The organism is Sphingomonas sp. BL-S-05 (assembly GCF_055521695.1).
Genome location: NZ_JBVFVS010000004.1, coordinates 62037 through 88037, shown reverse-complemented (window position 1 = coordinate 88037; position 26001 = coordinate 62037). Strand labels below are relative to the sequence as shown.

Below are 26001 nucleotides of genomic sequence, written 5' to 3'. Positions count from 1 at the left end.
GACCGATGATCCGTCTCGAGAATATCCAGCGCCGCTATGTCTCCGACGAGGTCGAGACGACCGCGCTGGCCGATATCAACCTCCATGTCGAAGCCGGCGAGTTCGTCGCGATCATGGGCCCGTCCGGCTGCGGCAAGTCGACCTTGCTCAACACGCTGGGCACGGTCGATCGCCCGACCGGCGGCAAATATCTGTTCGGTGAGCGCGATCTTGCCGCGCTCGATGAAAAGGACCTCGCCAAGTTCCGGGGATCGACGCTCGGCTTCGTGTTCCAAAGCTTCAACCTGATCGACGAGCTGACGATCGAGGAGAATGTGGCGCTCGGCCTCGCCTATCGCAGCGACGCCGGCGACCGGAAGGGGCGGGTGGCCGCCGCCATGGACAAGGTCGGCATCGCCCACCGCGCCCGTCATTTCCCGCATCAGCTCTCGGGCGGGCAGCAGCAGCGCGCGGCCATCGCCCGCGCGATCGTCGGCGATCCGAAGCTGATCCTGGCGGACGAACCGACCGGCAATCTCGACACCGCCAATGGCGAGCAGGTGATGAACATCCTCACCGCACTCAACGACGACGGCGCGACGATCGTGATGGTCACCCACTCGCCGGCGCACGCCGACATGGCCAGGCGGCGCATCGACATGCTCGACGGGCGCATCGTCGCCAGCGCGATGCGGGCGATGTGATGCGGCCGGGCCGACCCCTGCGTACCCCCGCGCAGGCGGGGAGCCAGGGCCACACGAACCAACCTTCGCGTTTGCCGCTCTGGATCCCCGCCTGCGCGGGGATACGGCCCCGGGCCGGTGGCGGCGCATTCCCCCTTTCCTCCCGACCGGAGACCTGCCCCATGAAACCGTTCCTCACCCTCGCGCTGTTCGCCTCCGCCGTGCCGACCCCGGCGCTGGCGCAGGTCACCACGCGCAGCTTCGCCGCCGCCGATTTCGACCGCATCGACGTGCGCGGCTGCGACCATGTCGCCATCACCTTCGGCGCGCGCTTCGCGGTCAGCGCACAGGGGCAGGCGGGGTCGCTGGCGGCGATCGGTGTCGCGGTGCGCGGCCGCGTGCTGACGCTGCTGCGTGCCAAGGGCAGCTGTGACAGCCGCCAGAACAAGCCTGCCGCAACGATCAACATCACCCTGCCGCGCCTGACCGCGATCGATGCCAGCGGCACCGGGTCGGTCCGCATCGCCGCGTTCGAGACGCCGAGTTTCGAGGCGCGGATGAGCGGCACCGGCGCCCTCGCCATCGACGGCCTGCGCGCCACCCGCGCGACGATCGACGTATCGGGCACCAGCACCGCGACGCTGCGCGGAGTGCGGGCATCGCGGTTGTCGCTGGACCTCAGCGGCACCGGCCGCATCGTCGCCGATGGCCGCACCGATGTACTGGCAATCGACGCCAGCGGGACTGGACATGTCGACACCTCGACACTCACCACCGCCGCATTGTCGGTCGATGCCAGCGGCACCGGATCGGTCCGCGCGCAGGTGAACGGCCCGGCGGGGATCGACGCCAGCGGCATCACCCGCGTGACCGTCACCGGCCGCCCGCAATGCGCGGTGTCCAAGAGCGGTATGGCCCGCGTCACCTGCGGCTGATCCAGGAAACAGGGGGAAGGCCATGAACCGCTTCACGTTGCTGTCGCTCTATCGCTCGCTTGTGCGCCACAAGCTCTATGCCGCGCTCAACATCGGTGGCCTTGCGGTCGGGATCGCGGTGTTCCTGATCCTCGGCCTCTATGTCCGGTTCGAGACCAGCTATGAGAAATGGCTGCCGGATCACGACAAGGTCTATGTCGTGCAGACGACCTGGACGCTGGCCAACAGTCCAATCAATGGCACCTTTGCCTGGACGATGGGCGGGCTGATCGACCAGATGCGCGAGGATTTCCCGGGCGTCGTCGGCACGCGGATCAATGGTGGTGGCAATGCCGGATCGATCCTGGCCGATGGACGCGCGACACCAGTAGATGCGGCACAGGTGGATGCCAATTTCTTCGGGATGTTCCCGTTGCCGCTGGTCGCGGGCGACGCTGCGACCGCACTGGCGCAGCCGGGCAATGCCGCGATCGACGAACAGACCGCGCGCGCCTATTTCGGCAACCGCGATCCGATCGGGCAGACGCTGGTCCTGTCGATGGACAAGGTGCGGACGTATCGTGTGGCGGCGGTATTCCGCGACCTGCCCAAGAATACCGATTTGAAGCTGTCGGTACTGGTGCCGCTCACCCGCGAGATGGGAACCGAAAACTGGTATCATTGGGGCAGCACGAACCTGCAGACCTATCTGCGCTTCGATACGCCCGCCGCCGCGCGCGCGTTCGAAGGCAAGCTGACCGCGTTCGTCGACCGGCGCGGCAAGGAACTGGCCGATGTCGGTGAAAAACCGTCGTCGGTGCAGCAACTGAGCCTGTTGCCGCTTGCGGACCTGCATCTCGAACCGCAGGGGAACGACAGCAGCAGCGCCAAGACGACCGTTGTCACGTTGGGGCTGGTCGGCGTGCTGACGCTGCTGATCGCGGTGGTCAATTACATCAACCTCGCCACCGCCCGCGCAGGGCTTCGCGCACGCGAAGTGGCGATGCGCAAGGTACTGGGCGCCGATCGCGGTACGCTGGTCCGCCAGTTTCTGGGTGAAGCGGTGCTGACCGTCGCGATCGCCGCGCTAGGCGGACTGATCCTTGCCGAGCTGGGCCTGCCGCTGGTCAATGCGGCAGGTGGACTGTCTCTGACCATGCCGTACGAGGTGGTGGTACCGGCGTTGGTGGTGCTGACGGCAGTCGTCGGCGTACTGGCGGGGGTCTACCCTGCCATCCTGCTGTCGCGCTTTCCAGCTGCGTCGGTGCTGGCATCGGCGCGGTCGCCCGGCGGCGGGCGGGCGGGCACGCGCATTCGCGAACTGCTGGTGATCGGGCAGTTCGGCCTCGCCATCGCCTTCATGATCGGCACCGCCGTGCTGGTCGCGCAGACCCGCCATGTCCGCGCAACCGATGTCGGTTTTCAGCGTGAAGCGCTGATCGTGCTGCAATCGACCGCGGATTCGGCGGTGCCCAAGGATCGCCTGCCCTCGATCCTGACCGCGCTCCGCGCATTGCCGCAAGTCAAGGACGTGACGGTGTCAAATGCGGCGGCCGGGGGTAGCGGCGATTACAACAGCGACAACGTGCCGCTGCCCGGTGTCGCCGGACCGGGACCGTCACTCAAATGGGAACTGGTCAGCCCGCGCTTCTTCGAAACCCATGGTACGCGGCTGTTGGCCGGGCGCTGGTTCGGTGATGCCTATGGCAAGGACGATGTGTATTTGCTGGATCAGTCAAAGGGGTTCAATATAGTCATCAATCGCCGCGCGCTATCGACGCTGGGCTTCGCCAGTCCCGAGGCCGCGATCGGCAAGACGGTCGGCGGCGATCGCCCGCGCACCATTGTCGGCGTGGTCGAAAACATGCGTTTCGACACCCCGCGCAAGGCACTGCCGCCGACCTATTATCTCTATTACCGCCTGCCCGAGAAGATCGGCACCTCGGTCGTGACGATCCGGACGACCGGTGATCCGCGCAGCGCGATGCGGGCGGTGCAAGCGCTGTGGCAGCGGATGATGCCGCAGGTGCCGTTTAACGCCAAGACCGCTGACGACCGCCTCGCCGACTTCTACGAAGCCGACGACCGTGCCACGCGGCTGTTCGGGATCGGGGCGGGCTTGGCCGTGCTGATCGGTTGCGTCGGGCTATGGGGCCTTGCCTCGTTCAACACGCAGCGGCGGGTGAAGGAGATCGGCATCCGCAAGACGCTGGGCGCGTCGTCGCTCGACATCGTCAAGCTGCTGGTCGGGCAGTTCCTACGCCCCGTCCTGATCGCGAACCTCGTCGCATGGCCGCTCGCTTATTTTGCGATGCGGACGTGGCTGGCGGGGTTCGAGGACGCGATCCCGCTGTCGCCACTGTTCTTCGCCGGCGCGACCGCGGTGGCGCTGCTGGTTGCGGTGCTGACCGTGCTCGGCCAGTCGCTCCGCGCAAGCCGTGCCGCGCCAGCCTGGGCGCTGCGGCACGATTGAGGAAGTGGGCTCCGACCTTGCGCGAGGTCGGAGCCGGTCTGGTTCAGAAGCGCAGCCGTACGCCGGTGCTGATCGTCTCCTGATGATCGTCCCGCCCGGTCTGAGCCGAGGCGGAGGCGAAGATGTCGAGACCGCTAGGCAGGCGATAGGCGACACCGCCGGCGGCGGTGCCGACCAGTTCGGTACGGCCTGCGCCGACTGCGACCAGCCCCAGGCCGTTGCCGGCATAGCCCGCCAATGCCGTCGCCCGCTGCCCCTCGAGTTGATAGCGGGCGCCGAGCGACACGAACGGCCGGAACGGTGCGTCCGAGGCATCGCTGCGCGCCAGCGTCAGCCCGGCATCGGCAAAGCCCGATACGTGCCGGTTGCCCGCAACAGTCAGGGCGAACGGGCTGGCCCCGGTTTCGCGCAACCCCTCACGCGAGGTGCGGATGTACGTCACGCCGACCCGCGGGCGGAGCGACCAGCCATCGCCAACGTCGATGCCATAGGATGCGGCGACGTCGCTGGCCCAGCTATGCAGATCGTAGCTGCCGGTCCCGTTACGCCCGGTCGGCAGTGCCCGCACCGTATCCGCCGTACCGCCATCGTACAGCAGCGACGCGCTGAAGCCCCATCCGCTGTCAGCCCCGTAACGGCCGTGGATGCCGGCGACGACGCCATCGGCCCGCGTGCGCGCGCCCAGCGCGCCGATCTGCTGCCGGCCGTTCAGATACCCCGCGAACGCGCCGATCATCCAGCTGCGGTCGCCATAGCCGACCCCGCCCAGGAAGCCGTAGCTTTGCGCGCGAGCGGTGTTGCTACCCTCTGCGGCATCGCCCTGCAGCGTGTGCCATTGGCCGATCGTCTGCGCGAAGGTGAAGGCGCCGGCATCCTGCCGGTCGGTCGCAAAGGCATTGCCACGTGCGACCTGGGTCAGCGACAGCGCATGATCGACACCCAGCTGCGTCGCCGAGGCATAGGCCTCCGGCGTCAGCTGTGCAAAGCCACGCGCATTCGATGCTCCCGACGTTTCGACCAGCGCCGGCAGGCTGTCGAACAGCGTGCTGGTCGCGGGCTGCACCGCCAGCGTGGCGTTCGCATAGGCGATGCTGCGCGCCACCTGCGGCGAGAAGCGAGCGTTGGTCAGGAACTGGCCGAGCAGCTGGATGCGGTCGGTGCGCTGTACGATCACCCCGAACAGGCTCGACGGCTTGTTGACAGTCGTGAACCCGCCGGTGATCCCGCCGCTGGCGGTGATCAGGTCATAGCTGGTGCCAGCGCGGAGCGTGCCCACCGGCACGATCTGCAACGTCGCACCGCTGGCGATCGAGAGCGCGCCGTTGACGACGAGCTTGTCGGAGACGGTCGGGGTCAGTTCGAACACCGACAGCGAACCGCTGGCCAGTGCGACATTGCCGTTGACGGTCATCACACCCGGTGACGCACCGGGGCTGAGCGTACCTGCGACATTGACGTTGCCGTTGACGGTGCCGGCCGAACCGAAGGTCGCACCCGTGCCGACGTCGATACGGTTTGCGGCGATCGTCGAATTGGCAAGTCCAACCAGACGCCCGCCGGTCAGCGCTGCGTTGCCGAGTGCCGCATTGCCCGAGACGGTCGCATAGCCGCCGGTCATCCCGAACGTCTCGACATTGCTGACGTTCGTGAACGCGACCGGCGCACTGGCGCTGCCGCCCGATACCGTGATCGTGTCGCTGCCCGCGCCGCCATCGACCGTGCCGGCAAAGCCGCCGGCGATCGTCAGCCGTTCGTTGCCACCGGCGAAGCGTATGGTGCCGGTGGTCAGCGACGCGCCGCTGGCGATCGTCAGGTCGGTACCTGCGGTCACCTGTCCATAGCTTTGCGCGCCGGTCAGGGTCAGCATGCCGGTGCCGGTGCTCGCCAGCGTCTCGAAGCCGGTCAGCGCGGCGGCGTCGAGCGTGCGTGTCCCGGCCAGCGTGATGGTGGCGACGTCATCCCCTGCGCCCCCTGCGACGGTGCCGTTGAGCATGCCGCCGGGAGCAAGGCTGAAGCTGTCATTGCCAGCGCCCAGATCGAGCGTGCCGTTGATCGTGCCGCCACTGGTGAGCGCCACCGTCTGCGCGCTATCGCCCAACGTCGTCAGATCGCCGGCCATGCCGAGCGTCCCGCCGATGTTCAGCGTGGTACCGGTGAGCGCAATCGTTTCGAACCCGCTGGCGCTTCCCGCCAGCGTGATCGGTGCGTTGGTCGAGAAGCGCAGCGTGTCATTACCCGCCCCGCCGGTATAAGTGCCGTTGGCGATCACGGTACCCAGCATCAGCATGTCGTCGCCACCGCCCAGTGCAGCGCGGCCGATATCGCCATCGACCCGCAGCATTTCGGCCGCGTCGCTGCCGGTGATGGTGCCGACGGCGTTGCCGTTCAGCGCGAGCGTGAGGCCTGTGCCGGACAGGGCGATGCTGTCGAAGCTCTGGTCGAGGGTCAGCGCCAGCGTGCCGTTGCCGGCGACCGCGAGTTGCTCGAAGCCGCTGCGCATGCCGATCCCGCTGCGGTCGCCCGAAAGGGCGACGCGGTACAGGTCGACCCCCGTACCGCCATCGACGCCACCGACGACGCTGCTGCCCGCGCGATCGACGAAGATATCGTTGCCAGCACCCAGTGCCACCGCACCGGTGATCGTCCCCGCATTGTCGACGGTTTCCGCCGCATCGCTGCCGGTGATCGTGACCGGACCGGTGCTGCTGAGCGTTTGGCCCGCACCGACCGCCAAGGTGCCGCCGCTGACGTCGAGCGTCGTGGTCTGGAACGCGCCGATATAATCGACCGTGCCGCTGCCGATCTGGCTGAAGCGTTCGAAATTGACGAACTGGCTGGCGCGGACGGTACCGCCCCCGGCCGCGTCGACGATCAGGCTGTCGGTACCGATCCCGCCATCGACGGTGCCGGTCAGCACGGCCGAGGCACGATGGAGGAAGGTGTCGTCACCCTCGCCGAGGAAGACGTCGCCCTGAAGCGTGCCGAAATTCTCGACGCGGTCGTCACCCGCGCCGGTGTCGATCGATCCGGTGATCGTGCCGGTGTTGACGATCCGGTCGTTGGCATCGAACGACTGGATCGCTCCGGCATAGGTTTCGCCGTTCGCGGCGAAGCTGGCACCGCCCCGGATCGTACCGGCATTGGTGAGATCCAGCGTACCGACCGCAGCCACGGCGGTCGACAAGGCACCCGTCGCCTCGATCGTGCCGGTCGCGCTGTTGTTCAGCGTTATGGAATGCGCTGCGCTGGTCGGCAGGGCCAGCATCGTCAATGCCGTTGCAACGCTGGTGTAGGTATCGGTCCGCTGCTCGATCTGACCGGTCGACGGATTGTAGCTCCAATAGGAGTAGGTGACATCCTCGCCGCCGGCATTGGCCCGGATCGTGCCGCTGTTGGTCACGGTGACCTGTCGCGTACCGCCCGTGGAGCTGCCGGACCAGAACGAGCCCCGCGTCTCCAGATAGGCGGCAGTTGTGCCCCTGCCCGTCGTCTCGATCGTGCCGCGATTGTCGAGCGTCATCGACGATACGCCGTCAGCCGCATCGATCATCGTCATCTCGATCGCGTTGCGATCACCGGTGATCGTGCCACGGTTGACCAGCGATGCCGTCAGCGGCGCAGCAGCGATCACGTCGGTAAAGTTCTGCACCGACATGCCGAGCTTGCCATTGATCGATCCGTCATTCGCCGCGGTCACCGCGCTGTTCGAAGAGAGCGAAACGGCGAGGCTGCCTGCACCGATGTCGATCGTGCCAGCGTTCGCAAAATCGATCGCGCCGGTCTGGCGGATCTGTACCCCCGACCGATCCGGGTTCCCGGTCGTCACGATGCCCGTGGCGGCATTGACGAAGCGGCCGACGCCGCCGTCGAAGCCACCGTTCATCCGCCCCTGATTGGTGAACGACGCGAGCAGTGGCTCCGCCACCATCATCCCGTTTTCCCAACGATAGGTATCGGTGTATACCAGACCGTCGATCGTCGCGGTGTTGACGATATTGCCGTTGCCCGACAGCTTCAGGTCGTTCGTGGCGGGTGCCGCAGCCGCGATGGTTACTTGCGTATCCGGTCCGGCGGCACGTACGCCTTCGACGCTGAAACCGGTCGGCAGGTCCCGGCCCAGGGTTACCGTGCCGTTGGTGGAACGGGCATGGATATAGGTGTTGGTACCACCGCCGGCATCGATCATGCCGCTGACGCCGGTCACGTCGTCATAGACGATCAGCGTGTCGTCGCCGTTGCCGAACCGCAGGTCACCGGTGATCGTACCACCCAACCCGTCATAGGTCGCGTTGCCATAGGATCGGTTGTTGTAGTTATAGCTGCTGTAGCCGAGATCGACGGTGCCGATGATGGTACCGGCATTGATCAGCGTCCCGCCGCTGACCCGGATCGCGGTGCCGTTGCCAGCGATCGTGGCACCGGTGCGATTGGTGATGAACGCTTGCGGATTATACTGGCCTCCCCCGATCGCGGCGTCGTTCGTGCTGGCGATGCGGCCGGCATTGTCGACAGTCACCGACGACGAACTGCCGACAGTGTTTCCGGCGACCTCGATCGAACCGTAATTGGTGAGGTTGACGCCGCTCCAGGAAAAGATGCCGTTCGATACACGACCGCCAGCGACCTGGCTGATCGTGCCGTTGTTAGTGACCTTCAAGGCTTCCGAGATGCCGGTTGCGCCATCGAGCGAAATCGTCCCGTCGTTCACGACGGTTCCCTGGCTGGAGGCGTAGATACCGATTGCAGCCTGCGACCTGTCTCCACCGCGCACAATGATCGTGCCAGCGTTGGTAAAGCTATGTTCGCGTCCGGTCTGCACCGCGGCGAAGGCAAGACCGTCGCTGCCACTCGATCTGTCGAGGGTAATGGTTCCGCGGCTGATGATGGCGAGACCGGCCTGATCGCTCCGGGTCTCGCCAGGCGCCATCAGGACCTCCGACACCGAAATAGCCGAGCGGGTGGTGGCGACGATATCGCCGGTGACGTCGACGCTGCCCTTGCCCGCTACGATCAGCGGGGTGCCGACGCTGGTCAGCGTCAGTTTGGCGCCATCGTACAGGTCATAGCCGATCTCGGCGAAGCCCGGACGCGCCATTGCCGCCGTGGTCGTGTCGGCGTTGACGCGATAGCGCAGCAACGCATCCGTCGCGATGACCGTCCCGTTGATGCCGGCAAAGCCGCTGCTGCCCGCATCGCCCAGATAGGTGACGAGCGTCTCGTTGCGGCCCAGCGTCAGGTTTCCGTTCAGCACGCCGCCCGACAGTGCGAAATAGCGGTTGGCGCCATAGCTGTATTCTTGGCCGATACCACCGAACGAGACGTTGCCGTCGATCGTCCCGGCATTGGCGACGGCCGCGTTGGACAAGCGGCTACCGGCGGTCTGCGGACGAATGTCGCCGACGATCCGGCCTCCCGCACGATTGTCCAGGATACCGTAATAGCCGAGATCGACCGCCAGCACCGGCGAGGTGATCAGGCCAGTGTTGGTCAGATTGCTGGTGAGCCGAACCCCGGTCACGGCCCCTTCGATGGTGCCGCTGTTGCTCCAGTTCATGCCCGACGAACCGCGCATGATGGCGCCGATGCCGGCGGTCGAGCGGATCGTGCCGCTATTGGCGAAGCCGGTATCCGACAGCTCCAGCGCCGTTCCGTTCGCCTGCAGCGTCCCGTTGTTGACGAACATGCCCTGCGACAGGATCGAAACGCCGTTGCCGGCAGCATCGATGACGCCATCATTCTGAAAACGTTTTGCTGCGTAGACGTGCGCCAGATAGCCGTTGCCGGCGCTGGCCGTATTTCGCATCGTGCCAGCATTGACGACCGTGGCCGCACCATCGGACGATCCTACGCCCAGAAGCTGACCAGTCCCACTCAGCGTTCCATTGATCGTAACGTTACCGTTGCCGCCCAGCATCAGCAGCCCGGTGACGACACTGTCCGCCGCTCCGATCGTAACGGTCGGTGTATTTTCCATCCGCAGGTTCAGCACTTCGAATCCGGATAGCAGCGGCAGCGAGGTGAAACTGGCGTCGCCTGACAGGCGCAAGTCGAGCGTATCGAGACCCGCGCCACCATCGATCGTTCCGGTGACGCCGGTAACGATCTGTCCGGCAACATAGCGTGCGGCCAGCGTGTCGTTGCTGGCACCCAGCATCAGGTCGCCACGGATCGTACCGGCAAGGGTGTTGATGTTGCTGCCATTTTCGTTGCCAAGCACCGCACGCGAAATGACCGATCCATCGATCGTCCCGGCATTGGTCAGCAGCAGAGCGCCATCGGTATCGATCGCGTAGCCGATGCCGCGGATCGTTGCGCCGGCGTTGTTGTCGACGCTGAGAAGCCTGCTCGCATCCTGGATTGCAGTGCCGCTGGTACCTTCAATCAGGCCTTCATTGGTAACGCTGACGGAGATTCGGCCAACATTGTTGTTGGGCGAACGGCGGCTGACTAGTGCCTGTGCACCGGATATGGTTCCTTCCGCGCCGATCCTGATGGTAGCGGTTGCCCATGGATAATAGGTTTGCAGCCCCGGCGGGCAGACGATGGGCGTTACACCTGCATAGGGATCGCACGGACCCAAATACGGTTCGCCGTTGGTGACAAGGAAGCCAATCCGGTTTTCGCCATCAACTCGGCCATTGATCGTGAATGTGGTGGTGGACGATTGGGTACTAATGGCTGCGTCGGAGCTGCCACGTACGGTTGCGCCTTCGGCCACGAGCACGCGTCCGTTGAAGACATCGGCGATTAAACCATCATTATCCGTGCCGGTGCAGGTGGTAAGGGTCGAGGAGATCATCGGATCGGGCGAGCATTGCGCATGTGCCGCCGACGATGCCGCCATCGCAACGATGCTCGTACCGATCGCTAACGACCACCGGCGCAGACGCGCCGAACCCTGACCTGCCATCTAAACATTCCCCCCATGCGGCCCCCGGGCCGGACATCCTGCTTATGGGATGCCAGGGAAAGCGTCCAGTGAGGTCATGCGTACCGGTACGGTCAGGACCCGACGGATCGAAAGCCGTTTCTATCCGCTGCGCGGTAACGTTAATAGGAACGGAGCGACCGCTTATCGCGATCCGGACGCGTCAAAGATTTATTCGCAACTATCGAGCGTTTCTTGATAATCCTTCACTGCTTGGCGGCAACTCCAGTGACGGCGGCAACCGTCGGCAACTTTACGTCCGCGCCAGCGCCCCGCTGGCGACGACAGGACCGGTCGGGGTCGGCTCGGGCGAACCGCCCAGCGGTTCGATCGATACCGCCAGCACCGCATCAGCGTTCAGCAAGGCGCGCTCGGCTGTCGGTAGCGGCAGGCGCGTCGCGCCGGTGCGGGCGAGCAGGCCGATTGCGTGCGGCACGCCGTCGCGGAGGATCCACAGTTGCGCCTCCTTGCCCGCCGGGGCCAGACCGGGGGCGACGACGCGCACCTCGTTCCGGGCGAGGTCGATCGAGGCGGCGATCGGCGTGCCGCGCTGGTCGGTGGGGGTCAGCGCCGCGAGCAGCGTGGGTTGCGGCTGCGCGACGGGCGGCGGGGGAGCCACCGGCCTTGGCTGCGACAGCAACAGCGTGACCGAGGCGGCGATCGCACCGGCCAGGGGCACATATGCCCAGCGTAATCCTGATCGCGGGGTGGAGGGGGTAGCGACAGGCGCGGCGATGATGCGGTCGATCTGCAATTCCGGTGCCGTTACCGGTCGATATTCGTCGAACATCGCCGCGAACCGATGCCGCCACCAGTCGACCTCGCGCGCGAAATCGGGATCGCTCAGCAAGCGCCGCATCGCCGCGGCACGCTCGGCACCTTCCAGCAGGCCCAGCGCGTACTCGGCCGCCATCATGTCGGGGTCGGGATCAGTCATCGCCGACACACCCGCGCAACTGCAACAATCCGCGCCGCACCCAACTCTTCATCGTTCCCAACGGCACGCCGCGGGCATCGGCGATCTCGGCATAGGTCATGCCATCGACGAAGGCGGTGCGGATAGCGTCGCGCTGTGGCGCATGCAGTTCCACGAGACACTCGTACAGCCGTCGCGCGGTTTCGGCCTGTTCCGCGGCCACCGTCTGGTTCGGCGTATCGTCGGCCACGTCCAGCGCGTCCTCGATCGGGCGCATCGTCCGCCGGCCATGCGCCCGGACCCAGTCGATCGACCGGTTGCGCGCGATCGTCGCCAGCCACGCGATCGGACTGGCCGGACCCGCTTCGAACCCGCCGGCCCGTTTCCAGACGATCGTGTACACCTCGTGTAGCACATCCTCCGCCGAACTGCGATCGCCACAGATGCGCAGGCAGATGCCGAACAGCCTGGCCGATGTCATGCGATACAGATCGCCGAGCGCGTCGCGGTCCTCCGCCCCGACCCGTTCGAGCATTTCGTACAATCGGACGCGTTCTTCGAGAGCGTTCGTCATCACGTCCCGCACCGCTGCCTGGTTCAGGCGAATGGGCAATCGACGGGGTGCCGGCATGACACGGCCCGTCTTGCATCGACCCACGCCTACACGCCCCCATGCGTGCCAACAACGCCCGTTGTGGGCGCCCCGGCTTTGGTACGGTCCATCCTTCGACACATTCCGGCATCACTCTTCCTAATTGAGCCGATGTCATGATAGCGAACCGCTGCCTTCCGGTCCGTCCCGGGGGGTGAGGCGTAGGAACCTCTAGGCATATCAGCAGGTCGACAACAGGTGTCGGCCGGGTGGCCGTCACGCATGTCCAAGGCACCGCCTAAAGTCTCTAGCTGCTGCCCCTCGGTGTGAGGGATATCGGTCACTGCGCAAACTAAGGCGAGGCTACGAAACTCACCGCTAAAGCGTCGCTCGACAAAGCCTCAAACGGGTTTAGCAGCATCCGTTGGTTGTCCACAGCCGAACGCGAAATCATCGATCCATTTGTGGCCAAATGCAGGGCGTACCGAGCGGCTGCCAAAGCGGGCATGGGAACCCGAACGGGACACCAATGACTGAACCGCGCCGGGTTTGTCGGAGGCTTCAACTCCTGAGAGGAAGGGGCTATGACGAGCAAGACCACGAACAAGTTTTCACCTGAGGTGCGCGCGCGGGCGGTGCGGATGGTGCTGGACCACGAGAAGGACCACCCGTCGCGTTGGGCAGCGGTGGTGTCGATCGCGGCGAAGATGGGGTGCGCGGGTCAGACGCTGCACGAGTGGGTAAAGAAGGCCGAGGTCGACAGCGGCACGCGCGCTGGTGTTCCGGGCGACGTCGCCGACCGGATGAAGGCGCTGGAGCGGGAGAACCGCGAACTGCGCCAGGCCAACGAGATCCTGCGCAAGGCGTCGGCGTATTTTGCGATGGCGGAGCTCGACCGCCCAGCGAGGTGATGGTGTCGTTCATCGACGCGCATCGCAAGGTGTACGGGGTCGAGCCGATCTGCCGGGTTCTGCCGATCGCCCCGTCGACCTACCATGCTCATGCAGCCAGAAGAATTGAGCCGACCAGGAGGTCGGCTTGGGCTCGGCGTGATGACGCGCTCGGACCGGAGGTGCGCCGCGTGTTCGAGGAGAACTTCCGCGTCTACGGCGTGCGCAAGTCTGGCGGCAACTGCGGCGCGAAGGGTTCGACGTCGCCCGCTGCACCGTTGCCCGCCTGATGCGGGCGATGGGCTTGGCCGGGGTGGTCCGCGGCAAGCCAGTGCGCACCACTGTCAGTAACAAGGGCGCGCCATACCCGCTCGACCGGGTCAACCGGCAGTTCCGTGCGCCGGCGCCGAACATGCTCTGGGTATCGGACTTCACCTATGTCGCGACTTGGGCGGGGTTCGTCTACGTGGCGTTCGTCGTCGACACCTACGCTCGCCGGATCGTTGGCTGGCGAGCCAGCAGGACGGCGCATGCCAGCTTCGTTCTGGATGCGCTCGAGCAGGCGCTTCACGACCGACGATCGATGCGGGGTGGCGGCCTCGTCCACCACTCCGATCGCGGCAGCCAATACGTGTCGATCAAATACACCGAGCGCCTTGCCGAAGCCGGGATCGAACCGTCGGTCGGCAGCGTCGGCGACAGCTATGACAACGCTTTGGCTGAAACCATCAATGGCCTCTACAAGGCCGAGGTGATCCACCGGCGCGGGCCGTGGCGAAGCTTTGAGGCGGTCGAGTACGCCACGCTGGAATGGGTGGACTGGTTCAATCAGCGCCGGCTGCTCGAGCCTATCGGCAACATTCCGCCCGCCGAGGCCGAAGAGCAATACTATGCTGCCGCGGACATCATTGATATGGCGGCGTGACTCACATCCAACCGCCTCCGACAAACCCGGGGTGGTTCAGACCGACACCGTAGAAGCACTGGTGGGCAACCTGATCGGCCTGTCTTGAGGGAGTCTGATCGGGAATGATCCTAGCCTTGCCAACGAACGCGTAGGGACGTTCCGCGACATGGAACCGAGATGGTGCGACGAGTTGCTGGCAGCGGTCGACGGGGTGGATTTAGCGGTGCCCGATCAGCCATCTGTAGTGGTCCGATCGTTCGACAATCCGACATGGCATCTACGACTGCAGATCGGCGACAGAACGACCCGGATGAAGCTGATCGAACCGAGCAAGGATACAGGGATGGCAACATTGCTGCATGCGGTTTGGAACAGCTTGCCCGTGCCATTGCGCTGCCGGTCCAAAACTCCGCGGTGGCTGATTGACCTTCACAGCGACGATCCAGCTGTTCGCGAAGGTGCCACAGCAAAAAGTCATCTCGGTCATAGTATCGAATGACGCCGGCTGCCGATCGCCTGCGTAGATGCAACCGAACCCATCTCTGCTGGCCGGCTATCACGCCGGCCCTGCACCTTGCCGGAGTGCAAGGATGATGCCCAAGCCTACCATGTGCGCATTCCTGGTATCTAAGGCAGCAGAAGGTAAGGTGTGCGCACACCCGATGCACCCTGACAGGTGCTGGGAAAGGCCGGAAAACCGCCACTTCTGGTTACTGGTCCATAGGCTGCTCTGTGCGTGGACCAGATGGACCACAGTATACGAGGAGCAGAAAAGCCCGCTAATGTGCCAATTTTGACCAGTACGCTCTGCCCAATCGCTTGTCGGTCAAACGCGAAGGATGCACGCTGAACATCAAGAAAAGGGGGCATTCATGGCGCGCGTACCGATCACGGTTTATCTGTTACCCGAGCAGCTAGCAGGCATTGAGCGGCGCGCAGCACAGGTTGGCAAACAGCGCAGCGCTTGGGTTGCTGATACGCTGGTACGGGCTCTCAACGACGAACTTCTACCGCTCGACGAGATCTTGCTCGACCAGCTGACCAAGGTTCGCGCCGGGTTGGAGACCATCGTTGAGGCACAAGCTGGTCGAGGACCAGAGGCCAAGACGAGGCTTGCCGACATGCGGCAACGTGGGCGCGATCTTGCGGCGCGGATGCAGTCTGAAGCGCGCGAGCGGTTGCGGAAATGAGCGCCCCGGCACGCCGCCGCATTGATGTGTCAGACGAGACCCATGCCTGGCTCGAAAACGAAGCGCGTCGACGTGGTTTAGTGGTTCGCGAACTGGTCGAGGAGATCGTGCGAAAACAGGTCGCAGGCGAAGGCTTTAAAAAGGGCGCCGACGGTCACGCCAAGACCGCTGCGGAAAGTGTTGCAACAGAGCCATTGATGACTCGATTAAAGGGACTGGTCGAGCGCTTCGAAACGGTTCTCGAAGATATCTCCGTTACCCTACCTAAGTCGATCTCCGAGGGCTTTGCGGCAATCAAAGAGACGATTACGAAAACCGGTGGAACCGGGCATCTCAGGGACATGCTGACCGAGCACCATCGGGATCATATGGGGCGGCTCAATCAGATTGAATCAAGCAATAAAATAGCATGGGAGACCACGCGGACGACCCAGACGTCCTTGCACGCAAGCTACCGGGACGACTTGGGCAATATGGTGGGTGACGTAAGGCACGAGCTGAGACTGCTGCGTAGCGAGCGAAAGAGTCATCGAAAGCTTATCACGCAAGGTGCCGCGATGGGTGCGGGCGGCCTGCTGTTACTGGAACTTACGCTGGCATTTTTGCTGATCGATACGCCACTGAGACGATCATTCGCACGTGCCTCAACTGGATCTGCAGAAACGGTCGACGCGGCGTTCACCCCTGCTGCTGACGGCCGTGCAATGGGCGCATTGATGGCCGAGACAAAAGCGATGCTCAGCGATCGCAAATTCCGTGAAAGCTATACCCGCTGTCTGTCTCGTGCGCGCAAGGCTACCAAGCGTTCAGCCTGTGAAATCCGGATGCCCCCGGCCGGACCAGCTTCAACGTGACGGCACGTCCGGGAAAGCTCGCCGGCGGCAGTAATCCGGCGTCCTATTATGCGGCTGACAACTACTATACCGGCCAGCAGGAAGGGCCGTCAGCATGGGGCGGGGAGGGTGCTGCCGCGCTAGGTCTGTCAGGCCATGTTGATGCTGACGTCTTTACCGCCGTACTCGATGGCAAACTGCCGGGCGGAATGATTATTGCGGAGGGTGGAAACGGAACGCGGCTCAAGGGCTTCGAAATCACCTTCAACGCACCCAAATCGGTCTCCCTGGTTGCGATGATCGGAAGCGACGCGCGGGTCTCCGCCGCGCATGCCAAAGCAGTGTCGACGGCAATGGCATGGGCAGAGGCCCGTTTCGGTCAAGCGCGCTTGGGCAAAGGTGGTGCCGTCATCGAACCCGGTCGGATGGTCTATGCAACCTTCCAGCATGACCTCAGTCGCAAGCTCGATCCACATCTGCATACGCATGTCGCCATCGTGAATGCTGCGCAGCGCCAGGATGGATCGTGGGTGGCGTTGCATAACCGTGCGTTGTGGAAGCAATCCTCGTTGATTGGGGCTGCCTATCATGCCGAGATGCGTGCTGAGCTCGGCAAGCTCGGTTATCGTACCGAGATCAACGGAAAGCACGGGCAGTTCGACATCGTCGGCGTACCGCGCGATGTGATCGAGGCGTTCAGTGCGAGGCGAGGAGAGATCCTGCGCAAGGCGCAGGAACTGGGTCTTTCGTCGCCGCGTGCTATGGAGGCAATCGCGGTACGTACGCGCGACGCCAAGCAGCCAGGCGATGCAGAGGCGGCCCGCGCCCTGTGGGCGCAAAAGGCGCTGGTTCATGGTGATGTGATCCGTGGGGTTGTCGATGCCGCAAGGAACAGGGCCGTGCCACGCTCAGTGCTGGCTACGGTTCGCGAATGGGGAACGGCGCTTGTCGACCGGGTAACGCAGGCGTTCGGACCAAGGCCTGAACCCTTACTGCGTGGTCTCGACGATGTTCGTCGGGGCGGCGACCTTGCCAGTGCCTACGCAGTCGCAGCAGGTGTGCGCCATCTTGGCGAACGCGCAGCCAGCTTCCGACATGGTGACCTTATCTCGGCCAGCCTCGACATGGCGGAACAGGGGGCGACAGTACGTGCAATCGAGGCACGGATCGACGCGCTGCAAGCCGCGGGTATTCTGATCGCGGGACGGCATGGCGGCGCGCATGCCCATCGGCTGACGACACGCGACATGCAGGCAACCGAAAAGACCATTCTGAAGGCCGTACGTGACGGGGTTGGGACGGCAACACCGGTCTTGGATATGGCAGCCGCACAGGCCGCATTGACACGCGTTGCCGACGCGCGGGGCGTAACGCTGGCAGACGAGCAGCGTGAGGCGGCGCTCGCAATGCTCGCAGGCGAAAACCGTATCCAGCTCGTGCAAGGCGATGCAGGTAGCGGCAAGTCGTTTCTCTTCGAGATCGTCGCTGCCGTCTGTGCGGAAGCCGGTGTCGGCATGCTGGTGCTGGTACCGCAGAACAAGCTGATGGAGGAGATGGCTGGGCGAGGGTTCGAGATGCGCTCCTTGGCGTCGGTATTACAGGCGCATGGCGATCGTGGCGGACGGGTACGTCCCAGCGATGCATTGGGGACACTGGTGCAGGGTAAGCTAGTGGTGCTGGAAGAAGCGTCGATGGTGTCATCGCACCAGTTCGCTGCCCTCACGCGCATCATGGCGGCGGGGGAAGCTGCCAAGTTAGTGCCGGTGGGAGACTTGAAGCAGATATCGGCGCCCGGTGCCGGTCGACCGTTCGCATTGTTGCAGGAAGCTGGCATGCCGACCGTGCGTCTCGCGGAGAACCGTCGCCAGCAAAGCGATATGCTTCGTGAAGCGGCCGCGTTGGCTCGGGAGGGCAGGGTGGGTGATGCCTTCACTCTGCTCGGTGACCGGGTATGCGAGAAACCCGATCAGGCGTCAGCGGCGGTCGCCCATTATATCGCTCTTACGCCTGACGAGCGCGCTCGTACCACGCTACTGACGTCGGGCCATGCCTTGCGCAAGGAAGTACTGGAAGCGGTGCGACATGAGTTGCTGTCGGAAGGCTCGCTTGGAGCGCAAGCGGTTACCTTGAAGGTCTGGGATAACCTGAACCTTACCCGTGAAGAGCTTCGGCAGGCGCGGCATTGGGCGCCGGGCATGCAATTCGATATCTACCGGCATCAAGCAGGGCTCGTGCCCGGTTCGTATGCCGTGGCGCGCGTCGATGTAGCTGCCGGCAGGGTTGAGTTGACACGGAACGGCGAGGCGCACCGGTTCGCGCCGGCCCGGCTCCATCACGCCGGCGAAGGCGCCGCACTGTCTGTGCCTGACACCATCGAAGTCCGCGAAGGCGATCGCTTGCTCTTCACCGCGCGAGACTCCGCGCGCGGGATCGTCAACGGCACCGCCGTTACGGTCGAACGTATTGATGACGATAGCCTGCAGCTTTCCGGCCGGGCACGCGACTATGTAATCGGACTGGACGATCCAATGCGCGAGCGGCTCGGACATGGTGCGGTAATGAACATGCACCGGGCGCAAGGCATCACCGTCGACCGCGCGATTACGGTGATGGACAGCAAAGATCGGCTGCTCAACAGCCAGAGCCTCTACTACGTCCTCCAGACCCGCGCGCGGGAAGATATGGTGCTGTACACCAACGATAGGACAGCGCTGGTTGGGGCAATCGAGTCCCATGGAGGCGACGTGCCCCATGCATTGGACCTGACACGAGAATTGGATGTTTCCTGCGACAGGCGGTCCGATGCGACAGGTGTTGAGCCATCGCAACTTGGAGATGCCAGGACCCGGGATGCGGAATTCCTCGACGGCTTGAGTTCCGCCTTGACGGCGATCGTCGAACATCTGCGCCAGCCTCAACCAGAACAGCCGGACGCACGTGTGGCTGCAGCTAGCGATCGGCAGCCGGGACTGACCCAAGGCTCAAAGCACGAACGGATGGTGCCTGCACGCAAGGAGCCGGAATTGGAGATCAGCTACGATTACGATATGGACATGTAGCACGACGAAGCGGCCCAAAGTCGTCTGATTGCTGCAGGCGTAGCAAGTGTCTTCAGTGCCGCGCCATCAATTAGCAATTTTCCAAAGCGCCGGGGCAGGGAAGGGCAACGAATGGTGGAACCGATATCCGATCCGGTCGCGACCGCGTGCGCCACGACGTTGACGCTGCTTGCCGCCCGCGCCGCCGATGCGACGGTCTGCCCCAGCGAAGTCGCCCGCGCGATGGCTGCTTCCGATCCGGGTGCGCCGGCATGGCGTGACCTGATGCCGGTCGTCCATCGTGGCGTCGACCGGTTACTGGCCGATGATCGCGTGCGATTGCGCTGGAAAGGGCAGGCGCTGGCAACGCGGACCGGCCCGTACCGGATCGCAAGGACGGTGAGGTAAGCGGGCCCGGCCGATAACCCCTCGACCTGTGTTTGCCGGCAGAACCGGGATATCCTGGCGTTGCACTGCAGCAGCAACCTTCTATGAGACGTTGCAACATTACAAAAGCGAACACGCGTAATCCGGAGCAGCAATGTCCTTATCCCTTCGTCCCGATCTGCGTCCATGCCTGTCGATTCATGCGCTGGCGATCGGCCTGCTTCCCCTGCCTGCGACGGCACAGGACCAGTCACCGGACGCGGATGCGGGAGAGATCGTGGTGCTGGGCACCCGCAATACCACCGATCGTACGCTGTCGTCCGATCGCGTCACCGAACGCATGTCGCAGTCGAGCCGATCGATCGAGCGCGACCTGCTCGACGCAGCAGGAACCGCTCGGCTGAGCGATGCGCTCGAACTGGTCAGCGGCTTCAGCCAGCAGAATAATCGCGGCGGCATGATCGACAATTTCGCGGTCCGCGGCTTTCTGGGCACGCCGGACGGCGGAGCCGAATATTATCTGAACGGCTTTCTTGCCAATCGCGGCATGGCGCCGCCCCGCGATCCCGCCACGACCGAACGGATCGAGGTTCTGAAGGGGCCGGCGGGCGCCTTGTTCGGCGATGTCGATCCCGGCGGACGGGTCAATATCGTGACGAAGGTGCCGCGCTTCGTACCGCATGCGAATGCCATGGTCAGCTATGGATCGTTCGACACCCGTCGCGTCGAGGTGGACGCGACCGGACCGTTGTCGCGCACGCTGGCGGCGCGGATCGTGGTGGCCGGCGAAGACAGCGAGGGATGGCGCGACACCGTCACGCTTCGGCGCCGCATCGTTTCACCGTCGCTGACCTGGCGACCGAATGATGCGTTCCGGCTCACTTATACCGGCGAGTTCAGCCAGTTCGACACGCCGTTCGACCGCGGCATACCGGCGGTGAATGGCGATGCGAACGCATTGCCGCGATCGAACTATTATGGTGAACCGGCGAACGGCATCACCCGATCGCGCAACGACCAGCACCAGATCACTGGGTTGGCGGAACTGGGCGGAAGCTGGACGCTCAACGGCGGCGTGGTCTGGCGCAAGGGGAGCTTGCGGGGGCTGTCGGCCGATCAGTCGCGGATCGTCGGCACGGCGCTCTGGCGGCAACGCCGCTCGCGCGATTTCAGCGTCGATGACCTGTCGGCACGGTTGGAACTGGCCGGACAGATCGGACGGCACCGGGTCAGCGCCGGATGGAAGGGCTATCGCTTCTTCTATGGCGAGCGATGGATGCGCATTAATCCGTCGGCGGCCGCACCCTATGCGATCGACCTGTACGATCCGGTCTATGGGGCGGTGGCCGCGGCGCTGCGACCGTTCACCAACAACGACGAAAGCCGTTGGGCAGGAACCTTCTACGTGCAGGACATGTGGGACGTCACCGACCGGTTGACCCTGGTCGGCGGGGCGAGGATCGACCCCTATCGGCAGAAGATCGTGAACAACAATACCGGCGGCACCGGGCGCAACATCGACGCGCCGGTGAACTTCCGCGTCGGCGGGCGCTATCGCCTGACCGACATGCTCGCGGTGCACGCCAATTGGGGCCAGAATTTTTCGCTGAACACAGGCACCGACCGCAACGGTGCCGGGTTCGGACCGGAAACCGGGCGTGGGTACGAAGTCGGGATCGCCGCCAATCTGCCGGGCGTCGATCTGGCCGCGACATGGTTCGACATCCGCAAGCGGGACATTCTCACCACCGATCCGGTCGATCCCAATTTCCTGGCACCGGTCGGCAGCATGGTCAGCCGCGGGATCGAACTCGACGCGTCGGCACGGCTCGGTGCACGGTGGCAAGTGGTTGCGAACTATGCATGGGTGGATGCGAAGGCGGACGACACGGCATTCGCGACGCCAAGGGTCCTCAACGTGCCGGCGCATTCGGCGACCCTGCTGGTCGTGCACCGGATTGCGACGTCGCGGGGCGATTGGCAACTGAGCGGCGGTGTCGCCTATGTCGGCGACCGGGCCGGATCACTGACCGCGCAGCCGCTGGTGCTGCCCGAATATTGGAAGGTGAAAATGGGCGTGGAGGCGCCGTTGACGGAAGGGCTGCGCTTCCGCCTCGACGCCGACAATCTGTTCGACCGGCGTTACGCGGCAAGCTCGTACAGCGCCTTGTGGGTCTATCCCGGCGCACCGCGAAGCGTGCGCGCCTCGTTGCGGCTAGACATCTGAAACGAAAGGGGTTCGACGTACAGCCGCGCTGGCTTAGGGTATCGTCGATCGGCAGCAAGGATGGGAAGCAAGGTGGACAGGCGAGACATTCTCACAGGGATCGGACTTGCCGCTGCAACGGTGGCCGGCACCGACCCGGCCAGGGCTGAACCCGCTGGCCGGATCCGGCATCAGGTGTTCTTCTGGCTCAAGCGTCCGGGGAATGCCGCGGATCGGGCGAAGCTGATCGCCGGGCTGAAAGCATTGGCGGCGATACCGCAGATACGCGAACTGCATGTCGGCGTGCCCGCCGGAACCGAGCAGCGCGACGTGGTCGATGCCAGCTTCGACGTGTCCGAACTGATGCTGTTCGATACGGTCGCCGATCAGAAGGCCTATCAGGATCATCCGGCGCATCAGGCGTTCGTCGCGGCGTGCGCGCCATTGTGGCGCAAGGTCGTCGTCTATGACAGCGTGCCTGCCTGACCACCCTATGAAGCGGATGGCCGCGACCGGCAGGGCATTCCATTAACGGATAATCACGACCTTCGCTGCGACTTCGGAGGCGATGTCGCGCCAGGCTTTGTCGGCCGTATAGGCGGCAACGCCGAGCCGTTTGGCCAGAGCGAGACAGAAGCGATCGCCCAGCGACAACCCGGCCGACGCCGTCGCCGCGCGCAGGCTGCCGGCCTCCCACGCCAATGCGTCGTCGGCGGGAACGACGGTATAGGGCAAGGCGCCCAGCATGGCGCGGACCTCTTCGAGCGGCGCACCGAGATGGACGAAATGACTGACGACCTCGGCCTGATTGACCGCGCATACCGAAGCGTCCGCGATTACCGCAGTAACCTTGCTGGCCCCGCGCTCACCTTTCAGCAGCGCAAGGATCGCCGAGGCATCGAGGACGACATGGGTCATTCTCCGCTGTCCTCGCGTCGTGCAGCCAGAAACGCATCGACCGACGCGCCAGGCTGTTGGGCATAGCGCTTGGCGATTGCCTGCGCTTTGGCCACCGCCTGCTCTACGGTACGCAGAACGACGCCGTCGGCGGTCTCCTCGACGAGGACCGATCCACCCGATTCAAGGCCTAAACGCTTGCGGATGCCAATGGGTAGGCTCATGCGGCCGTTAGGGGTTATATTAACCTGTAGTGTCACGTGGCATAGCTTTCACAAAATGACATTATTCGTCCTACATACCATATTCGTAGTTTAAGAGACAATAATTGCCTATGCGTCGCTGTGTAGCGCATTGGTCGCAACAATGACCAACTGCCAAGACCTTGTGACTATTTAAACACCGTTTGGTTGGCTAGGCCATGCAGGATCGGCTATGGCAGTTTCGAGCCAGTCGGTAGGCGATAGGCGTATATGGGTATACCCAGTTGAGCCGGGGAATGATGAGCAAGCAGCAAAACATGATCCGGGCGGCGCGGGTATATCTGCGGGTCAGTACCGACGAACAGGATCTGGCCCGGCAGGAGGCGATCGTAGCCGGCGCGCGCGCGGCCGGCTTCTATGTCGCGGCGGTGTACCGGGAGAAGGCATCGGGCGCGCGACCCGACCGGCCCGAACTGTTGCGCATGGTCGACGACCTGCAACCCGGCGAAGTCGTGATCGCTGAAAAGATCGACCGGATCAGCCGTCTGCCGCTTCCCGAAGCCGAACTGCTGGTTGCAACGATCCGGGGGAAGGGGGCCCGATTGGCGGTGCCGGGGATCGTCGACCTGTCCGACCTCGTTGCCGACAGTTCGGGCGTCCCGCGTATCGTGCTGGAAGCGGTGCAGGACATGCTGCTCCGCGTTGCGCTGCAAACCGCCCGTGACGATTACGAAACAAGGCGCGAGCGCCAGCGCGAGGGGATCGAGATCGCCAAGCGGGCAGGGCGCTATACCGGACGGAAACCCGATCTGGCCCACCACCGCCGCATTATTGCGCTGCGCGAAGCCGGCATGAGCATCGCGCGCACGGCTGAACTGGCGGGTTGCAGCATCGCGTAGGTTAAGCGGGTGACTGCGCTACACCGGATGAAGGAAGTAGTATCAACAACCGAGCCGTCGATCGCGCTACCGGGACCGGCCTGAGTATCCGGCGTCCAGTACGAAAGTCCGCATTTTACGCGGTAAAAAGCTCAATTCGTCGTAACCGCGACGAGCCACACCCCCGCATTAAAAAAGTTTTCAGCATAATCAGCACATAAGCGGTCTTCGCTCGTCCGGGGCGGGTAGGGGCTAATGGTGCGTACGACTGCAATGGCTTTGAGAATGCTTCTTGGCCGCCTTTGGTCCGATCAGCGCGGCAATACGCTGGCGATGATGACGCTAGCGCTCATACCGCTGGTCGCGCTCATGGGGTCAGGTTTGGACATGACCCGGGCCTACGTTGCGCAGAACCGTTTCCGCCAAGCATGTGACGCTGGATCGTTGGCTGGTCGACGCATGCTGGCGGGGCTGACCTTACCCCAAGCGGCGCGTGATGAAGCAACCAAGTACTTCATGTTTGATTTCCCCCAAGGGTATCTGCAGTCGGCGCCTTACACCCTGACGATGTCGGTCCCGACTGCAGGCACCCTGCAAATCAGTAGCCAAACCACCGTCCCGACAACGCTGATGGGCCTGTTTGGCTTCGATACCTTGCCAATTTCGACGACCTGCTCGGCAACGCAAGATTTCGTGAACACGGACATCATGTTCGTGTTCGATCTATCGGGGTCGATGAATTGCGCGCCTGGCGTCACTGGCTACTGTGGCGACGTCGAGCAAAGCGGCTCTCGAATGGGTGCCCTGCGGAGTGCGGCAACAAGCTTCTACGACACGTTGGAAACTGCCCAGTCCCAGCTCGCTGCTAACAATCTCCGGCTCCGCTACGGTTTCGTCAACTACAACAGTACGGTCAACGTCGGAAGGATCCTGTACGAAAAGAACCCAGACTGGATGGTTCAAAGCTGGTCGTATCAGTCGCGTACTCCCGACTGGATCGATGCAACAGCATATTTCAACAACAAGTCCGCGTGCAACTCCGCCTACACTTATGACAGCCAGGCGAGCCAAGCGGACGCCAATTACACAGGTGTAATGGGCGGATGGTGGTTAGCTAGTAATCGATGTAGCGTGATTGTTCAAAGCAAGGGCAACCCGGATGGCTATACCTATGGTCGTCGATCGGTCGACGTGCGCCCGTTTTTGGCAAGCAACCTGAAGGCAACCAACGTCCAGTCACCGACGCCAATCTGGCAGATAACCGGCACTAACGATCCTTCTGATGATCGGCCTTACGAGTTCAAATCGGTTTGGAACGGCTGCATCGAGGAGCGTAAGACCAATTCGGCCGCGATCAACGGCGGTTCTTCGACCACCGCGCCAAGCGACGCCTATGATCTCGATGTTGATCTGGTGCCGTATAACGATGACACCCGTTGGCGGCCAATGTGGAACGACGTCAGCTACTACCCCGACTGGTCGTGGTCGTACGGTGTTGGCCGTCAACCAGTTGCTTACTGTCCAACTGAAGCCAAACGGCTACAGAACTACTATAACAATCGGTCCGGTTTTGTGTCCTACCTGAATGGCCTCGTAGCCCGTGGCGGCACCTATCACGATATTGGTATGATCTGGGGCGCACGGTTCCTTTCGACGACAGGTCTGTTCAAGTCAGCAACGCCCGAAACTAACGATGTGACCGACCCTGATAATCCAGCAAAAATTCGTGGCTTCTCTGTAAAGAAGTACATGATATTCATGACAGACGGGGACATGTCTCCTACTTGGAACGACTACTCCGCCTATGGCATCGAATATCTCGATGGAAGGGTGAACGGTTCCCCCACTACCGATAACGCTGCCTTGCTCGCTCGACATCTGCAGCGCTTCCGTATGGCGTGTAACGCTGCGAAAGCGAAGGGCATCGACATATGGGTCATTGCTTTCTCGACTACGTTGACGGCGGACATGACCAACTGTGCGTCGAAACCAGAGCAGGCTGCCGGCCTATCATCCAACGCCGCCTTGATCGCCAAATTCAAAGAGATTGGATCAAAAATTGGTTCACTGAGGCTAAGCCAGTGATA

The 26001-nt window shown here is 63.6% G+C and carries 18 protein-coding genes, 1 pseudogene and 1 other annotated feature; of the genes and pseudogenes, 14 read left to right on the top strand and 5 right to left on the bottom strand.

Going from position 1 to position 26001, the window contains the following annotated elements:
• Positions 1–5: 5 nt before the first annotated feature.
• From ACZ1JS_RS19215 to ACZ1JS_RS19205, 3 genes are all read left to right on the top strand, one after another.
• The gene (locus ACZ1JS_RS19215; protein WP_465168921.1) at positions 6–683 is read left to right on the top strand and encodes an ABC transporter ATP-binding protein; all 678 of its coding nucleotides are present in this window, start codon (positions 6–8) and stop codon (positions 681–683) included.
• Between the two features lie 161 nt (positions 684–844).
• Positions 845–1597, top strand: coding sequence for a GIN domain-containing protein (locus ACZ1JS_RS19210; protein ID WP_465168920.1), 753 nt, complete (start codon positions 845–847; stop codon positions 1595–1597).
• A 22-nt stretch (positions 1598–1619) separates the two neighbouring features.
• Positions 1620–4049 (top strand): ABC transporter permease, encoded by a 2430-nt coding sequence (locus ACZ1JS_RS19205; protein ID WP_465168919.1) that lies wholly within the window; start codon positions 1620–1622, stop codon positions 4047–4049.
• A gap of 43 nt (positions 4050–4092) precedes the next feature.
• On the opposite strand, the gene ACZ1JS_RS19200 is transcribed toward ACZ1JS_RS19205, so the two are convergent.
• Complete coding sequence (locus ACZ1JS_RS19200) at positions 4093–10629, bottom strand: autotransporter outer membrane beta-barrel domain-containing protein (RefSeq protein WP_465168918.1); 6537 nt, start codon at positions 10627–10629, stop codon at positions 4093–4095.
• A gap of 58 nt (positions 10630–10687) precedes the next feature.
• Between ACZ1JS_RS19200 and ACZ1JS_RS19195 the strand changes: the two genes are divergently transcribed.
• The gene (locus ACZ1JS_RS19195; protein ID WP_440491998.1) at positions 10688–10951 is read left to right on the top strand and encodes a hypothetical protein; all 264 of its coding nucleotides are present in this window, start codon (positions 10688–10690) and stop codon (positions 10949–10951) included.
• Between the two features lie 279 nt (positions 10952–11230).
• Here the strand turns inward: ACZ1JS_RS19195 and ACZ1JS_RS19190 are convergent, their stop codons facing one another.
• Together ACZ1JS_RS19190 and ACZ1JS_RS19185 are read right to left on the bottom strand one after the other, a co-directional pair.
• Complete coding sequence (locus ACZ1JS_RS19190) at positions 11231–11914, bottom strand: anti-sigma factor (protein ID WP_465168917.1); 684 nt, start codon at positions 11912–11914, stop codon at positions 11231–11233.
• Entirely contained in the window at positions 11907–12467 is a 561-nt protein-coding gene (locus ACZ1JS_RS19185) for a sigma-70 family RNA polymerase sigma factor (protein ID WP_465168916.1), read from the bottom strand. The genes ACZ1JS_RS19190 and ACZ1JS_RS19185 overlap by 8 nt, the downstream gene beginning before the upstream one ends.
• Positions 12468–13069: 602 nt before the next feature.
• Between ACZ1JS_RS19185 and ACZ1JS_RS19180 the strand changes: the two are divergent.
• The 8 genes and pseudogenes from ACZ1JS_RS19180 (at position 13070) to ACZ1JS_RS19145 (ending at position 22422) form a co-directional block, all read left to right on the top strand.
• Positions 13070–14300, top strand: a pseudogene (locus ACZ1JS_RS19180) (IS3 family transposase).
• Positions 13354–13470 (top strand) — a sequence feature (AL1L pseudoknot). It overlaps the preceding pseudogene by 117 nt.
• Positions 14301–14592: 292 nt before the next feature.
• A complete protein-coding gene (locus tag ACZ1JS_RS19175) occupies positions 14593–14781 on the top strand; it encodes a hypothetical protein (protein WP_465168915.1) in 189 nt (62 codons plus the stop codon).
• A gap of 340 nt (positions 14782–15121) precedes the next feature.
• Complete coding sequence (locus ACZ1JS_RS19170; protein ID WP_465168914.1) at positions 15122–15472, top strand: hypothetical protein; 351 nt, start codon at positions 15122–15124, stop codon at positions 15470–15472.
• Positions 15469–16326: a hypothetical protein gene (locus ACZ1JS_RS19165; RefSeq protein WP_465168913.1), complete on the top strand. Its 858-nt coding sequence runs from the start codon at positions 15469–15471 to the stop codon at positions 16324–16326. The genes ACZ1JS_RS19170 and ACZ1JS_RS19165 overlap by 4 nt, the downstream gene beginning before the upstream one ends.
• Positions 16323–19364 (top strand): MobF family relaxase, encoded by a 3042-nt coding sequence (gene mobF, locus ACZ1JS_RS19160; RefSeq protein WP_465168912.1) that lies wholly within the window; start codon positions 16323–16325, stop codon positions 19362–19364. Before ACZ1JS_RS19165 ends, mobF begins: the two co-directional genes overlap by 4 nt.
• A gap of 111 nt (positions 19365–19475) precedes the next feature.
• Positions 19476–19751 (top strand): DUF3253 domain-containing protein, encoded by a 276-nt coding sequence (locus tag ACZ1JS_RS19155; RefSeq protein ID WP_465168911.1) that lies wholly within the window; start codon positions 19476–19478, stop codon positions 19749–19751.
• Between the two features lie 133 nt (positions 19752–19884).
• The gene (locus tag ACZ1JS_RS19150) at positions 19885–21957 is read left to right on the top strand and encodes a TonB-dependent siderophore receptor (RefSeq protein ID WP_465168910.1); all 2073 of its coding nucleotides are present in this window, start codon (positions 19885–19887) and stop codon (positions 21955–21957) included.
• A 60-nt stretch (positions 21958–22017) separates the two neighbouring features.
• The gene (locus ACZ1JS_RS19145) at positions 22018–22422 is read left to right on the top strand and encodes a Dabb family protein (RefSeq protein ID WP_465168909.1); all 405 of its coding nucleotides are present in this window, start codon (positions 22018–22020) and stop codon (positions 22420–22422) included.
• Between the two features lie 42 nt (positions 22423–22464).
• Here the strand turns inward: ACZ1JS_RS19145 and ACZ1JS_RS19140 are convergent, their stop codons facing one another.
• Both ACZ1JS_RS19140 and ACZ1JS_RS19135 read right to left on the bottom strand, forming a co-directional pair.
• A complete protein-coding gene (locus ACZ1JS_RS19140) occupies positions 22465–22854 on the bottom strand; it encodes a type II toxin-antitoxin system VapC family toxin (RefSeq protein WP_465168908.1) in 390 nt (129 codons plus the stop codon).
• Positions 22851–23093: an AbrB/MazE/SpoVT family DNA-binding domain-containing protein gene (locus ACZ1JS_RS19135; RefSeq protein ID WP_056455846.1), complete on the bottom strand. Its 243-nt coding sequence runs from the start codon at positions 23091–23093 to the stop codon at positions 22851–22853. Before ACZ1JS_RS19135 ends, ACZ1JS_RS19140 begins: the two co-directional genes overlap by 4 nt.
• Before the next feature lie 242 nt (positions 23094–23335).
• On the opposite strand from ACZ1JS_RS19135, the gene ACZ1JS_RS19130 reads away from it, so the two are divergent.
• Both ACZ1JS_RS19130 and ACZ1JS_RS19125 read left to right on the top strand, forming a co-directional pair.
• Positions 23336–23935 carry a recombinase family protein gene (locus tag ACZ1JS_RS19130; protein WP_465168907.1) on the top strand — a complete coding sequence of 200 codons (600 nt, stop codon included), beginning with the start codon at positions 23336–23338 and terminating at the stop codon, positions 23933–23935.
• Positions 23936–24199: 264 nt separating this feature from the next.
• Positions 24200–25999: a TadE/TadG family type IV pilus assembly protein gene (locus ACZ1JS_RS19125; RefSeq protein WP_440492261.1), complete on the top strand. Its 1800-nt coding sequence runs from the start codon at positions 24200–24202 to the stop codon at positions 25997–25999.
• The last annotated feature ends 2 nt before the right edge of the window (positions 26000–26001 follow it).